Source organism: Microbacterium natoriense (assembly GCF_030816295.1).
GTDB lineage: Bacteria > Actinomycetota > Actinomycetes > Actinomycetales > Microbacteriaceae > Microbacterium > Microbacterium natoriense_A.
Genome location: NZ_JAUSXV010000001.1, coordinates 3,671,661 through 3,686,412, shown reverse-complemented (window position 1 = coordinate 3,686,412; position 14,752 = coordinate 3,671,661). Strand labels below are relative to the sequence as shown.

Genomic DNA, 14,752 nt, shown 5'->3' with positions numbered 1-14,752 from the left:
CTCGCGGGGACCGGCTGGGTTCGCCGGGGGCGTCAGTTGAACTGGTTCATCGTGTTGTGCTGGCCGCCCGCCTTGAGAGCGGCGTCACCGGCGAAGTACTCCTTGTGGTTGTCGCCGATGTCGGTTCCGGCCATGTTCTGGTGCTTGACCGTCGCGATCCCGCCGCGGATCTCACGGCGCTGGACTCCCTTGACGTAGGCGAGCATCCCCTCGTCGCCGAAGTAGCCCTTCGCGAGGTCATCCGTCGACAGTGCAGCCGTGTGGTACGTCGGGAGCGTGATGAGGTGGTGGAAGATCCCCGCGCGGGCCGATCCGTCGCGCTGGAACGTGCGGATCTTCTCGTCGGCGAGCCGCGCGAGCTCCGTGTCGTCGTACTCGACGCTCATCAGCTTGTCGCGGTCGTACGCCGAGACTTCCTCACCCTGCTCCGCGAGCAGGTCGTACACCTGCTGACGGAAATTCAACGTCCAGTTGAACGACGGGCTGTTGTTGTAGACCAGCTTCGCGTTCGGGATCTCCTCGCGGATCGCGTCGACCATGCCCGCGATCTGCTCGACGTGCGGCTTCTCGGTCTCGATCCACAGCAGATCGGCGCCGTTGCGCAGCGACGTGATGCAGTCGAGGACCACGCGCTCCTCACCGGTCCCCGGGCGGAACTGGTACAGGTTGCTGGCCAGGCGCCTCGGCCGCAGCAGCGCACCGTCGCGCTTGATGACCACGTCGCCGTTGCCGAGCTCCGCCTCCGAGATCTCCTCGACGTCGAGGAACGAGTTGTACTGATCGCCGAGATCGCCGGGTTCACGGGTGACCGCGAGCTTCTGGGTGAGACCGGCGCCGAGCGAGTCGGTGCGGGCGACGATGACGCCGTTGTCGATGCCGAGCTCGAGGAACGCGTAGCGGACCGCGTTGAGCTTGGCGATGAAGTCCTCGTGCGGCACCGTGACCTTGCCGTCCTGGTGGCCGCACTGCTTCTCATCGGAGACCTGGTTCTCGATCTGGATCGCGCACGCGCCGGCCTCGATCATCTTCTTGGCGAGGAGGTACGTCGCCTCGGGATTGCCGAAGCCTGCGTCGATGTCGGCGATGATCGGCACCACATGGGTCTCGTAGTTGTCGATCTGCGACTGGATGAACTCGATCGCGGTCTCATCGCCGCTCGCACGAGCCGCATCGAGCTGCGTGAACAGCAGGTCGAGCTCGCGTGCGTCGGCCTGGCGGAGGAACGTGTAGAGCTCTTCGATCAGGGCGGGGACGGCCGTCTTCTCGTGCATCGACTGGTCGGGGAGCGGGCCGAACTCGGAGCGCAGCGCCGCGACCATCCAGCCGGAGAGGTACAGGTAGCGCTTGTTCGTCGACTTCAGGTGCTTCTTGATCGAGATGAGCTTCTGCTGCCCGATGAAGCCGTGCCACACCCCGAGCGACTGGGTGTAGACAGAGGAGTCGGCGTCGTAGTCGTCCATGTCGCGGCGCATGATGTCGGCCGTGTACTGCGCGATCTCGAGTCCTGTCCGGAAGCGGTTCTGCGCCCGCATCCGCGCGACCGACTCGGGGTCGATGGCTCGCCATGCAGAGCCGTTCGCGTCCTTCAGCGTCTGGATCGCGTCGATGTCGTTCTCGTACTGGGTCATGTCAGGTCCTTCGTCGTCGGTGAGCGGTCAGTCGGTCTCGGTGAGGTACCGGGAGTAGGCGCCGAGAGTGAGGAAAGCGGGGAACTCCTCGCGCAGCGCCACCTCGCGGAAGATCTCCGCTGCATCCTCGAAACGGTCGCCCGCGGAACGGGTGGCCTGGGCGAGCACCTCGCGGATGAGGCCTTCGACGTACTCGGGTGTGATCGCCGTGCCGTCTTCGGTCGTCCGGTCCTGGTGGATCCACTGCCACACCTGCGAGCGGCTGATCTCGGCGGTCGCGGCATCCTCCATGAGGTTGTCGATGGCCACGGCTCCCAGGCCCCGCAGCCAGGCCTCCAGGTAGCGGATCGCCACCGACACGTTGTCGCGCACGCCCCGTGCCGTGATCGGACGCCCGATGTGCAGATCGAGCAGATCGGATGCCGTCACGTGCACGTCGTCGCGCTGACGATCGACCTGGTTCGGCCGCTCGCCGAGCACGGCGTCGAACTCCGCCTGCGCGGTGGGGATCAGATCGGGGTGGGCCACCCAGGTGCCGTCGAAGCCGTCGCCGGCCTCGCGCTTCTTGTCGGCGGAGACCTTCTCGATCGCCCGCGCGGTCACCTCAGGGTCGCGCCGGTTCGGGATGAATGCGCTCATGCCGCCGATCGCGTAGGCGCCCCGCTTGTGGCAGGTCTGCACGAGCAGATCGGTGTAGGCCCGCATGAACGGCACGGTCATCGTGACCTCGCTGCGGTCGGGCAGCACGAAGCGTGCGCCGCGACCGCGGTAGTTCTTGATGATCGAGAAGATGTAGTCCCAGCGCCCGGCGTTCAGGCCCGCGCAGTGGTCGCGCAGCTCGTAGAGGATCTCGTCCATCTCGAAGGCCGCAGGCAGGGTCTCGATCAGGACAGTCGCGCGGATCGTGCCGTGGGCGATGCCGACGTACTCCTCGGCGAACGAGAACACGTCGTCCCACAGTTTCGCCTCCTCGCTCGACTCGAGCTTGGCGATGTAGAAGTAGGGTCCGCGGCCCGCGTCGATCAGCGCCTGAGCGTTGTGCAGGAAGTAGAGGCCGAAGTCGACCAGAGAACCGGATGCCGACATCCGCCGGCCCGCGCGATCGGTGAAGTCGATGTGCTTCTCAGGCAGGTGCCATCCGCGAGGACGCATCACGATCGTGGGGGTGCGCTCGGCGGTGACGCGGTACTCCTTGCCAGGACCCGTCTCGGATGCGGGGGCGGTGTAGGACAGCTCGCCGCGGATCGCATCCCTGAGCGACAGCTGTCCCTCGATCACGTTCTGCCACGTGGGGCTCGTCGCGTCCTCCTGATCGGCGAGCCAGACCTTCGCACCGGAGTTCAGGGCGTTGATGGTCATCTTCGGGTCCGTGGGGCCGGTGATCTCGACGCGGCGGTCCTCGAGGCCGGGGCCCGCGCCGGCCACACGCCAGTCGCGATCCTCGCGGATGTGCGCGGTGTCGTCGCGGAACCGGGGGTCGTGCCCGTTGCCGATCTCGAAGCGGCGTCGCATCCGGTCGGCGAGGCGGTCGTGGCGACGTCCGCCGAATCGGTGGTGCAGCTCGGTGAGGAACGCGAGGGCCTCGGGCGTGAGGACCTCGTCGTAGCGTTCGCGGATCGGGCCCGTGACTGCGATCGCCGGCCCCTGCTGCGCCGTCTGGATCGGTGCGGTGATGGTGGGAGTGCTCATGATCAGAAGTCCTTTCTTCGGTCGATCCGGCCTCGACGCCGGGTGGCTTGAACACCACTCTGGGTGAACTTCCGCACCTCGACCGACCAAACGGCGTGTGAAGATTGATCAAAATTCTGTTTCTGTGACAGAATCACGGCCATGACCGCTTCCTTCGTCGAAGAAGACGCCGACGCCCTCACGATCGGCCGCCGCATCCGTCAGTTGCGCACGTCTCGCGGCATGACCCTCGACGCCCTCGCGGCGGCGGTGGATCGCGCCCCGAGCCAGATGTCGATGATCGAAACCGGCAAGCGCGAGCCCAAGCTCACGCAGCTGCAGGCGATCGCCCGCGCCCTGGGCGTGTCGATCGACGCGCTGCTGGAGGGCGAGCCTCTCGACGAGCGCAGCGCGATCGAGATCGCGCTCGAGCGTGCGATGAAGGGGCAGACGTTCCAGTCCCTCGGCATCGAGCCGTTCCGCATCGCGAAGAGCCTCCCGACGGACGCCCTGAAGGCTCTGCTCGCCCTGCACGGCGAGATCGACCGGCTCAAGGACGAACGTGCCGCCACGCCGGAAGAGGCGAGGCGGGCGAATGTGGAGCTCCGGCACCTCATGCGCCGGCAGGACAACCACTTCGCAGATCTCGAGGCCAAGGCATCCGAGATCCTCACCGCGGTCGGGCACTCGGGCGGACCACTGACCCAGCGCGCGGCATCCGAGATCGCCGCCTATCTCGGTTTCACGCTGCACTACGCACCCGACCTCCCGCAGACCACGCGCAGCGTCGCGGATCTCGCGAACGGGCGTCTCTATCTCTCCAGCCAGGTGCAGGCCAAGGGCGATGCGCGCACCTCGGTGCTGCAGGCGCTGTCGAGCCGGATGCTGGGTCACTCCGAACCGCGCAGTTATGCCGAGTTCCTGCGCCAGCGCGTCGAGACGAACTATCTGACCGGAGCGCTCCTGATCCCCGAGGATCACGTCGTGCCTATGCTGAAAGAGGCGAAGAGCCGCCGGGCGATCTCGATCGAGGATCTCCGCGACGCCTATTCCGTGTCGTACGAGACGGCCGCGCATCGCTTCACGAACCTCGCGACCCGGCACCTCGACATCCCGGTGCACTTCCTCAAGGTGCACGAGTCGGGCACGATCACCAAGGCCTACGAGAACGACGACGTCAACTTCCCGACCGACAGGCTCGGCGCGATCGAGGGGCAGATGTGCTGCCGTCGATGGACGAGTCGCGTCGTGTTCGACGAGGACGACCGCTTCAATCCCTACTACCAGTACACCGACACCGGCAACGGCACGTACTGGTGCACGGCCCGAGTGGAGGCGTCGAGCGAAGGGCTGCACTCGGTCAGCGTGGGCGTGCGCTTCGACGACACGAAGTGGTTCGTCGGTCGCGACACCCCGCATCGCGGAGTGTCGAAGCACTCGGTCGAGGTGTGCTGCCGACGGGCTCCGGCCGACCTGGAGGAGCGGTGGCGCGAGAACTCCTGGCCGAACGTGAAGACCCCTCGAACCCTGCTGGCGACTCTTCCTACCGGCGCCTTCCCTGGCGTCGACACCACCGACGTGTACGAGTTCCTCGAGGCGCACGCCCCGGTGTGAGCGCCGTCTCCTCGGGCGCGTTCCGGTCGCAGAAGATCCCGGTATCGCCGCCGAATACCGGGACTTTCTGCGACGGGAACATCGAGAGCCGGCTCAGGCGCCGATGCCGGCGAGCACGATGTCGAGACCGCGTTCGAAGGCGGCGTCGACATCGCCGCCCTGACGGAAACCGCCGTTCTGCTCCATGGTGCTGAAGCCGTACGCCCACGCCGTGAGCGTGCGTGCGGCCGAGAGCGGGTCTTCGGGGGAGAGCCGTGTGACCGCGGCGAGCAGGGTGGCCATGAGCGGCGCGACGAGCTCCGGCGAAGGGCCCGCGAGCGGGGCAGGGGCGCAGAACAGCAGAGTGGTGACCTTCGGCGAGCGGGAAGATATGCCGCGCAGGGCGCGGGCGGTCCCGACGAGCAGTTCGCGGGGGTCGTCGACCCGCCGGGAGAGCTCGGCGATCTCTTCGCCGAGCTCACGGGCGACGTCGTCAGCGGCGAGCCGCAGCAGCTCATGACGGTTGGAGGCGCGCTTGTAGAGGCTCGGTGCGCGCACCCCGACCGCGGCTGCGACGGCGCTCATCGTCACGGCATCCACTCCGTCCTTTTCCGCGATGGAGCGGACGGCGGTGACGAGCGTCTCGGCGCTGACTCTCTGCGGGGCGGGCATGACTCCAGCATATGGCTATTGACTGTAGCCATCAAGGCTATGTATCGTAGCCAACATGACAGCTCAGATCCTCCGCATCGGCGACGACATCATCGCCATCCACGCGATCGTGACCGATGAGGGCGTGACTCTCATCGACGCCGGACTCTCCGGCGACCTCGGCATCCTCCGCAAGGCCCTCGCAACGGTCGGGCGCGACATCGCCGACATCCGCGGTGTCGTGCTGACCCACGGAGACGACGATCACATCGGCATCGCCGAAGAGCTTCGTTCGCGCCACGGCATTCCGGTGCATGTGCTCGAACCCGACGCAGATCTGGCCACGGGCGCGGTTCCTGCACGAGGGGTGAAGCCCGACGCCTGGCGTCTCGGCCCGTCGCTCGGCTTCATCTGGAAGGGACTGCGCCGAGGAGCGCTGCGCAAGACGCATCCGAAGGTGGTCACCGCGATGGCCGACGGCGACGTCCTCGATCTGCCCGGTCGCCCCGAGATCATCTCGATCCCCGGCCACACGAAGGGGTCCGCGGCCATCAGGGTCGCCGAGGTCGAGGCGCTCTTCCTCGGAGACGCCATCACCACCCGTCACGTGCTCACCGGTGCAGCGGGGGCACGCCTCGCGCCGTTCAGCGACGATGCGCCGCAGACCAGGCGAAGCCTCGAGACGCTGCGCGGCCTGCCCGAGTCGCGGATCTTCCCCGGTCACGGCCCGGAGTACCACGGCACCGTGGCCGCGCTGCTCGAGGAGCTCGACAGGCGTGGGTGAACTCCCCTCGGCCCGGGGGAGCACGACTCAGTCTCTGGCGGTCTGCAGCAGCGTCCACACCTCAGCACGGGCGGGGAACGAGGCCAGGTCCATTCCCAGCAGCCCGCCGGCCTGAGCGATCCGCGAGCGCAGGGTGTGCCGATGCACACCGAGCGCGGCAGCGGCGGACTCGGCCTTGGCATCGTGTTCGAGCCACGTGCGAAGCGACTTCTCGAGGTCTCCGGTGTGCCGCTGATCGTGCGCACGCAGCGGCGCGAGTCTCGACTCGGCCACGACGCGCGCCTCGTCGGTCGCGAGAGCGCTGAGGATGCTCGAGCCCACCGAATCCGCGTAGCGGACGGCTGCGGAGTTCCCCTGCTGCCGCAGCGCGGTGAGGGCCTGCGCGTGTGCGCGGGAGAAGGCGTCGTACGGCTCCGGTGCGGAGATGCCGATGCGGATGCCGAAACGCGCGGCGACCTCGTCGAACAGCGCCTCGTCGCCGGCCGACACGCAGATCACCACGCCATCGTCGGTCTCCGCCACGAAGGACGCTGTGCCGTGCTCGGAGCGCCGGCGCTCCCACCAGTCGACGAGGGGCCCCGCGGGCGCATCGGCGGCCACCGCCACCACCACCGGGGCGGCAGGGATGCTGCCGAGCACCCGCCGGGCTAAGGAGGGATCGTCATCTCGCAGCGATCCGAGCAGCTGCGTGTGCAGACGCCGACGGCTCCGCGCGAGCTGTTCGCTCTGCTCGAGCGCGAGGCCGGCCATCGCGATCACCGAGGTGACCACGGTGCGGGCCTCGGGGTCGAGGGCGTCGAGCGCGAGCGCGATCACCCCGCGCAGGTGGCCCCCGCGCCCCACGGTGAACAGCATGAAGGTCTGAGTGCCGATCGTGAGGGCCTGCCCGGCCTCGAGGCCCCGGGTGAGCACCTCCATCACGCGCTCGCCGAGGAGAGCGAGGGTCTCGAGGTCGAGGCCGTCGCGCGGGTGAGCGAACCGCAGAGCGCCGGCGGCGTCGTACATGCCCGTCCAGGCGTCGAGCCTGCGACCCAGCTCTGAGATCGTCGCGTCGAGCCCGTGCGGACGGAGAGCGGCCAGGGCGAGAGCGCGCTGCGTGTCGAGGGCCCAGGAGCGGCGCGCGTAGGCCTGCGCTGCGATCGCCTCGGAGTGTGCCCGCGCGACCGCGATGAAGGGCGTGCGGTACGGCACTTCGAACAGCGGCATCGCGTGTGCGTCGCACGCTGCGAGGAGCTCATCGGGGATTCCGGAGCGGTGCACCTCGGTGCCGAAGCCGAGGCCGAGCACGCCTCGATCCGACAGTCGGCGCACGTACACGTCGATCTCGGTGTCGACGTCGAACTGCGTGCCGGTGGTCAGCAGCGCCAGGTCTTCGGAGAGGAACGGCGTCGGGTCGGCCAGATCCGAACTGTGCACCCAGCGCAGTTCACGATCGAGGGCGCCCGATGGCAGGGCCTGCTCATCGGAGACGAGCGTCAGGTCGAGATCGCGCCGGTGCAGCAGAGCGCGCAGCGTGGGGTGATCGGTGTCAGGCATGTATTCCTTGGTTGTACACATCGGTGAATCTCTGATCAAGATTGTACAGAGCGGCGAATGCGTGGAGGAAGTGCTGCGGCATACGCTCGCGGACATGGCACTCCTCGACACCGCAGCTGTTGCAGTTCCCCTCGGCGGACCCGACCTCCCGCAGGAGCGTCGCCTCGTGACCGAGCTCCCCGGCCCCCGTTCGGCCGAGATCCTCGCCCGCAAGGCGGATGCGGTCGCCGCCGGCGTCGGTCACACCGTCCCCGTCGCAGCCGTCGCCGCCGGCGGCGGAGTCGTCGTCGACGCCGACGGCAACTCGCTGATCGATCTCGGATCCGGCATCGCGGTCACCACGGTCGGCAACGCGCACCCGAAGGTCGCGGCCGCCGTCGCCGCTCAGGCAGCGCAGTTCACGCACACCTGCTTCATGATCTCGCCGTACGAGTCGTACATCGAGGTCGCCGAGGCCCTCAACCGCATCACCCCCGGCGACTTCGCCAAGAAGAGCGCGCTGTTCAACTCCGGCGCTGAGGCGGTCGAGAACGCGATCAAGATCGCCCGCAAGCACACCGGCCGCCAGGCCGTCGTGGCCTTCGACCACGGCTACCACGGCCGCACGAACCTCACCATGGCGCTGACCGCCAAGGCGATGCCCTACAAGAGCGGGTTCGGCCCGTTCGCACCCGAGGTGTACCGCGCCACCGCGTCGTACCCCTTCCGCGACGGACTCACGGGAGCTGAGGCTGCGGCCCGCGCGATCCTCCAGCTCGAGAAGCAGATCGGCGCCGACAACCTCGCCGCCGTCATCATCGAGCCGATTCAGGGCGAGGGCGGCTTCATCGTCCCCGCCGACGGATTCCTCCCCGCGATCGTCGACTGGTGCCGCGCCAACGGCGTCGTCTTCATCGCCGACGAGGTCCAGACCGGATTCGCCCGCACCGGTGCGATGTTCGCCAGCGAGATCTTCGGCATCGAGCCCGACCTGATCACGACGGCCAAGGGCATCGCGGGCGGTCTTCCGCTGGCCGCGGTCACCGGCCGCGCCGAGATCATGGACGCCTCGCACTCCGGTGGTCTCGGCGGCACCTACGGAGGCAACCCGATCGCCTGCGCCGCGGCGCTCGCCGCGATCGATGTGTTCGAGAACGACGGGATGATCGAGCGCGCCCGCGAGATCGGCGAGATCCTCAAGACCCGTCTCGCGGCGATCCAGCAGAGCGACGCCCGCATCGGCGACATCCGCGGCCACGGCGCGATGATCGCGGCCGAGTTCGTGGACCCCGAGACAAAGGCTCCGGATGCCGCGCTCACCGCGGCCGTCGCCAAGGCGTGCATCGCGCAGGGCGTGATCGTCCTCACGTGCGGCACCTACGGCAACGTCATCCGCTTCCTGCCTCCGCTGTCGATCGGCGACGACCTCCTGAACGAGGGCGTCGACGTCGTCGCAGCGGCACTTTCGGCACTCTGAGCCGATATCAAGACGTCCGGCCGCGACTCGTGTCGGGGGATTTCGAGTCGCGGCCGGCACATTCTCTTCACGACAAAGGAGTTGCACGATGACTGAGATCACTCGCGACGTACTGATCATCGGCGCCGGTGCCGCAGGCACCACGGCCGCCAACGACCTGCGCAGAGCCGGCCTGTCGGTCGCCGTGCTGGAAGCCAGAGACCGCGTCGGCGGACGCCTGTGGACCGACGTCATCGACGGGGCCATGCTCGAGATCGGCGGACAGTGGGTGTCTCCCGACCAGGACGCGCTCAAGGACACGATCGAGGAGCTGGGTCTCGAGACGTACAGCCGCTATCGGGACGGCGACAGCGTCTACGTGGGCCCCGACGGGCAGACCCACCGCTTCACCGGTGAGATGTTCCCCGTGTCCGCCGAGACCGAGAAGGTCATCGCCGAGATCACTTCGCTGCTCGACGCGATGGTCGCAGAGATCGACCCCGACCAGCCGTGGGCGCACCCGAGAGCCCAGGAGTGGGACACGATCACGTGGGACGCGTGGCTGCGCCAGCAGACCGACGACGACGAGGCCGTCCGCAACCTCGCCTTCGCCACGGGCTCCGCCATGCTCACCAAGCCGACGCACGCGTTCTCCTTGCTGCAGTCGCTGCTGATGGCGGCATCCGCCGGTTCCTATTCGAACCTCGTCGACGCCGATTTCATCCTCGACAAGCGCGTCGTCGGGGGTCTGCAGCAGGTCCCGGTGCTGCTCGCCGAGCGTCTCGGCGACGACGTCTTCCTGAACCAGCCGGTGCGCACGCTCGAATGGTCCGACCCTTCGACAGGCTCAGGGACCCAGTTCGTGATTGCGACCACCGACGAGATGACCGTCAAGGCGCGATACGCGATCCTCGCGTTCGCGCCCGTGCTCTACAACCGCATCTCCTTCGTGCCCGCGCTCCCGCGCCGCCAGCACCAGATGCACCAGCACATCTCCATGGGCTTCGTGATCAAGGTCCATGCGGTCTACGAGCGGCCGTTCTGGCGTGAGAGCGGCCTGAGTGCGACCGCGTTCAGCCCGTACGAGCTCGTGCACGAGGCGTACGACAACACCAACCACGGCGACGACCGCGGCACCCTGGTCGGCTTCGTGTCCGACCAGAACGCCGACGACGTGTTCACCCTCACGGCCGAGGAGCGCAAGGAGCGCATCCTGGAGTCGCTGTCGCACTACTACGGTCCGGAGGCGAAGAACCCGGTCGTGTACTACGAGAGCGACTGGGGCACGGAGGAGTGGACCCGCGGCGCATACGCCGCCAGCTTCGACATGGGCGGTCTGCACCGCTACGGCGCCGATCTGCGCACGCCCGTCGGGCCGATCCACTTCGCCTGCAGCGACCTGGCCGGCGCCGGCTACCAGCACGTCGACGGCGCGATCCGCATGGGTCACCTCGCCGCATCGAACATCGTGGCCTCGAGCCGCGACGCAGGCTGATGGCCGGCGCGATCGTCGTCGGCTACACGGCGACGGATGCCGGGGCCGATGCCGCGGCCCTCGGCGCGCGGCTCGCGCGCAGCCTTGGGGCGGTGCTGCACCTGGTGATCGTGCTCCCCTCAGAGGGCACCCGCAGCGCCGCCGTGCCTCCCGAGCGCGCATACGAGGATCACATCCGCCGCCAGGCGAAGGAGTGGCTCGAGGATGCCGTCGTCCGGCTGCCGCAGGAACTGACCCGCACCGCGCATGTGCGCTTCGGTGACTCGTTCGCCGAGGGGCTGATCGCCGCCGGCGAGGAGTTCGACGCGCGATTGATCGTGATCGGCACGGCGAGCGGCAGCATCTTCGGCCGTCACCGTCTCGGAAGCGTGGCGTCCGAGTTGCTGCACTCCTCGACCATCCCCGTGGCCCTCGCACCCGCCGGCACCGCAGACCAGGATGACCACGTCCTGCCGCGAGTGACCGCCGCCGTCGGCAACCGAGCCGGTGCCGACAACCTCCTCGACGAGGCCGCCGCGATCGCGACCGAATCCCAGGTGGGGCTGCGTCTGGTGTCGCTCGTGCCGTTCGACGTGCCACCCGGTCTCGACACGGGCGCGATCCGCCTGGTCGGCGACCAGCACGCCCACGACGTGCTGACCGTGGCACAGGGCCTTCTGCCCGACGAACTGAAGGCCGAGGTCGAAGAGGCCCCTGGTGACACCGTCGAGGATGCGGTCGCGAATCTCTCGTGGCTCCCCGGGGAGGTCGTGCTCGTCGGCTCCAGCCGACTGGCGCAGCCGCGTCGTCTGTTCCTGGGCTCCACCGCAGCGAAGATGCTGCACGAACTGCCCGTACCCATGATCGTCGTCCCGCGCACCCGCGCCGAAGCAGGAGTCCGCTGATGAGCAGCTCGAACCGGGCGACGGAGCCCGAATCCGGTGTGACGACCGGCATCTCCCAGAAAGGACTGAGCGCAGGGGCGGTCGGCGTCGTCGGAGCAGTCGTCATCGGCGTCTCCACGATCGCCCCGGCCTACACGCTCACCGCGTCGCTCGGACCGACGGTCGCCGTCGTCGGCACGCAGGTGCCCGCGATCATGCTCGTCGGATTCATCCCGATGCTCCTGACCGCCTTCGGCTATCGCGAGCTCAACCGCATGATGCCGGACTCGGGCACCTCGTTCACCTGGGGAGTGCGGGCGTTCGGCCCGTGGATCGGCTGGATGACCGGATGGGGCCTCATCGCCGCCACCGTCATCGTGCTGTCGAATCTCGCCGGCATCGCCGTCGAGTTCCTCTTCCTGTTGATCGCCCAGGTCAGTGGCAACCCGGGGATCGCGGACCTCGCGTTCAACCCGTTCATCAACGTGTTCGTGTGCCTGCTCTTCATGCTCGGCGCGACGCTGGTGTCGTACCGCGACATGCAGACCACGCAGAAGTTCCAGTACGTCCTCGTCGGCTTCCAGGTGCTCGTGCTCATCGTCTTCGCGACGGTCGCGATCGTCAAGGCCGTCTCGGGCGACGCCCCCGAGCCCACCGCGTTCTCGTGGTCGTGGTTCAACCCGTTCGAAGTGCCGTCGTTCAGCGCCTTCGCCGCAGGGCTGTCGCTGTCGATCTTCATCTTCTGGGGCTGGGACGTCGTCCTCACCATGAACGAGGAGACCAAGGACCCGGCGAAGACCCCGGGCCGTGCCGCCATGGTCACGGTCGTGGTGGTCGTGGCCCTGTACCTGCTGCTCGCGATCGGCCTGATCATGTTCGCGGGCGTCGGCACGGGCGAGTACGGCCTCGCGAACGAGGACATCTCGGCGAACGTGTTCTTCGCGCTGTCGGATCCGATCCTCGGCCCGTTGGCGTTCCTCGTCTCGCTCGCCGTGCTGTCGAGTTCGGCGGCGTCGCTGCAGTCGACGGCCGTCGGTCCTGCCCGCACCCTGCTGGCGATGGGGCACTACGGCGCCCTGCCGAAGAAGTTCGCCAGGGTCAGCCCGCGATTCTTCACCCCCGGGTACTCGACGATCGTCTCGGCAGTGGTGGCATCCGCCTTCTACGCCGTGATGCGGTTGGTCAGCGAGAACGTCCTCACCGACACGATCCTGTCGCTGGGCATGATGATCTGCTTCTACTACGGCCTCACCGCCTTCGCGTGCGTGTGGTACTTCCGCAGGCAGTGGTTCGATTCGGCTCGCAGCTTCTTCTTCACCTTCCTGTTCCCGCTCGTCGGCGGCGCCATCCTCGCGGTGCTGTTCGTGACGACCCTCATCGACTCGATGGACCCTGCCTACGGCAGCGGGTCGAGCATCGGCGGCGTCGGCCTCGTGTTCGTGCTCGGCGTCGGCATCATCGGCGTCGGCATCGTGATCATGGTGTGGCAGGCGATCCGCCGACCCGCCTTCTTCCGCGGCGAGACGCTGGGCGCGGACGCCCCGCCCAGCCTGCGCCGTCGCTGACCCCCGCACGCACTCACAGAAAGAGAACCCATGAGCACTCAGACAGAGCAGGCTCTGCTCGACAGCATCCCCACCGGCCTCTTCATCGGCGGCGAGTGGGTCGACGGCGAGACCGGCGCGACCTTCGACGTGCAGGACCCGTCGACCGGAGCGGTCATCCGCACGATCGCCGATGCCACCCCGGCCGACGGCATCCGCGCCCTCGACGCCGCTGTCGCGGCACAGGAGTCGTGGGCGGCCACTGCGCCGCGGACGCGCAGCGACATCCTCCGCCGTGCCTTCGACCTCGTGCAGGAGCACAAGGAGGACATCGCGCTGCTGATGACCCTCGAGATGGGCAAGCCGCTCGCCGAAGCACGCGGCGAGGTCGGCTACGGCGGCGAGTTCCTGCGATGGTTCAGCGAGGAGGCCGTGCGCATCGCCGGTCGCTACGGCTTGAACCCCGAGGGCACCGGCCACATGGTCGTGTCGCAGCGCCCCGTGGGTCCGTCGTTCTTCGTGACGCCGTGGAACTTCCCGTTCGCGATGGCGACGCGCAAGATCGCCCCGGCTCTCGCCGCCGGCTGCACGGTCGTGATCAAGCCCCCGGCGCTCACGCCCCTCACCACGATGTTCTTCACCTCGCTGCTGGAGAAGGCCGATCTTCCGGCGGGCGTCGTGAACGTCGTGCAGACCTCGCGCTCGAGCGCGCTGTCTGCTCCGATCATCGCCGACCCCCGTCTGCGCAAGCTCTCGTTCACGGGTTCCACCGAGGTCGGCCGCAAGCTCATCGCGCAGGCCGCCGAGGGCGTGCTGCGCGTGTCGATGGAGCTGGGCGGCAACGCGCCGTTCGTCGTGTTCGAGGACGCCGATCTCGACAAGGCTGTCGAGGGCGCGCTCGCCGCCAAGTTCCGCAACATCGGCCAGGCCTGCACGGCGGCCAACCGCTTCATCGTGCACAAGGACATCGCGGCCGAGTTCGGGCGCAAAGTCACCGAGCGCGTCAACGCGATGAAGATCGGCCGCGGCACCGAGGACGGCGTCGCGATCGGCCCGCTCATCGATGCGGATGCCGTCGCCAAGGCCGCCGAGCTCGTCGGCGACGCCGTCGACCGCGGCGCCACTCTGCTCGCGGGTGGCAAGGCCCTCGAGGGCACGGGCACGTTCTACGAGCCGACCGTGCTCACCGACGTCGTCGCAGGCTCCGCCATCCTCCGCGAGGAGATCTTCGGCCCCGTGCTCGCGATCGCGACGTTCGAGGACGAGGATGAGGCCGTGCGCCTCGCCAACGACACCGAGTACGGACTGGTGTCGTACGTGTTCACCGAGAACCTGCAGCGCGGACAGCGGATGATCGACAAGCTCGAGACCGGCATGATGGGTCTCAACGTGGGCGTCGTGTCGAACGCAGCCGCCCCCTTCGGCGGCGTGAAGCAGTCCGGCGTGGGGCGCGAGGGCGGTCTCGAGGGTATCCACGAGTACCTGTCCACCAAGTACACGCTGATCCCGGTCAGCTGAGATCCCGCCCGGTCGTTGAGCGCGCTGAAACGCACCC

General features: G+C 68.2%; 11 protein-coding genes. 7 read left to right on the top strand and 4 right to left on the bottom strand.

Features of this window, described 5'->3' with window-relative positions; genetic code table 11:
* Positions 1-32: 32 nt before the first annotated feature.
* Both QFZ53_RS17480 and aceB read right to left on the bottom strand, forming a co-directional pair.
* Positions 33-1,628 (bottom strand): isocitrate lyase, encoded by a 1,596-nt coding sequence (locus QFZ53_RS17480; protein ID WP_307298542.1) that lies wholly within the window; start codon positions 1,626-1,628, stop codon positions 33-35.
* 27 nt (positions 1,629-1,655) lie between these two features.
* Positions 1,656-3,317 (bottom strand): malate synthase A, encoded by a 1,662-nt coding sequence (gene aceB, locus QFZ53_RS17475; RefSeq protein ID WP_307298540.1) that lies wholly within the window; start codon positions 3,315-3,317, stop codon positions 1,656-1,658.
* Between the two features lie 141 nt (positions 3,318-3,458).
* Between aceB and QFZ53_RS17470 the strand changes: the two genes are divergently transcribed.
* Positions 3,459-4,910: a helix-turn-helix domain-containing protein gene (locus QFZ53_RS17470; RefSeq protein WP_292909437.1), complete on the top strand. Its 1,452-nt coding sequence runs from the start codon at positions 3,459-3,461 to the stop codon at positions 4,908-4,910.
* 93 nt (positions 4,911-5,003) lie between these two features.
* Here QFZ53_RS17470 and QFZ53_RS17465 read toward each other — a convergent pair whose 3' ends face one another.
* Positions 5,004-5,561, bottom strand: a complete 558-nt coding sequence (locus QFZ53_RS17465) for a TetR-like C-terminal domain-containing protein (protein WP_307298539.1) — start codon at positions 5,559-5,561, stop codon at positions 5,004-5,006.
* A 55-nt stretch (positions 5,562-5,616) separates the two neighbouring features.
* On the opposite strand from QFZ53_RS17465, the gene QFZ53_RS17460 reads away from it, so the two are divergent.
* Positions 5,617-6,324: an MBL fold metallo-hydrolase gene (locus QFZ53_RS17460; RefSeq protein ID WP_307298538.1), complete on the top strand. Its 708-nt coding sequence runs from the start codon at positions 5,617-5,619 to the stop codon at positions 6,322-6,324.
* Positions 6,325-6,351: 27 nt separating this feature from the next.
* Here QFZ53_RS17460 and QFZ53_RS17455 read toward each other — a convergent pair whose 3' ends face one another.
* Positions 6,352-7,860 carry a PucR family transcriptional regulator gene (locus QFZ53_RS17455; protein WP_307298536.1) on the bottom strand — a complete coding sequence of 503 codons (1,509 nt, stop codon included), beginning with the start codon at positions 7,858-7,860 and terminating at the stop codon, positions 6,352-6,354.
* 94 nt (positions 7,861-7,954) lie between these two features.
* Here QFZ53_RS17455 and gabT point away from each other — a divergent pair, with 94 nt between their 5' ends.
* The 5 genes from gabT to QFZ53_RS17430 all read left to right on the top strand — a co-directional run bounded on the left by gabT (position 7,955) and on the right by QFZ53_RS17430 (position 14,715).
* A complete protein-coding gene (gene gabT / locus QFZ53_RS17450; protein WP_307298534.1) occupies positions 7,955-9,316 on the top strand; it encodes a 4-aminobutyrate--2-oxoglutarate transaminase in 1,362 nt (453 codons plus the stop codon).
* A gap of 88 nt (positions 9,317-9,404) precedes the next feature.
* Positions 9,405-10,790, top strand: a complete 1,386-nt coding sequence (locus QFZ53_RS17445; protein ID WP_307298533.1) for a flavin monoamine oxidase family protein — start codon at positions 9,405-9,407, stop codon at positions 10,788-10,790.
* Positions 10,790-11,674, top strand: a complete 885-nt coding sequence (locus tag QFZ53_RS17440; RefSeq protein WP_292909425.1) for a universal stress protein — start codon at positions 10,790-10,792, stop codon at positions 11,672-11,674. The genes QFZ53_RS17445 and QFZ53_RS17440 overlap by 1 nt, the downstream gene beginning before the upstream one ends.
* On the top strand, positions 11,674-13,218 hold the full coding sequence (locus QFZ53_RS17435) for an APC family permease (RefSeq protein WP_307298531.1): 1,545 nt from the start codon (positions 11,674-11,676) through the stop codon (positions 13,216-13,218). The genes QFZ53_RS17440 and QFZ53_RS17435 overlap by 1 nt, the downstream gene beginning before the upstream one ends.
* Positions 13,219-13,248: 30 nt before the next feature.
* Positions 13,249-14,715, top strand: a complete 1,467-nt coding sequence (locus QFZ53_RS17430) for an NAD-dependent succinate-semialdehyde dehydrogenase (protein WP_307298529.1) — start codon at positions 13,249-13,251, stop codon at positions 14,713-14,715.
* Positions 14,716-14,752 lie beyond the last annotated feature (37 nt).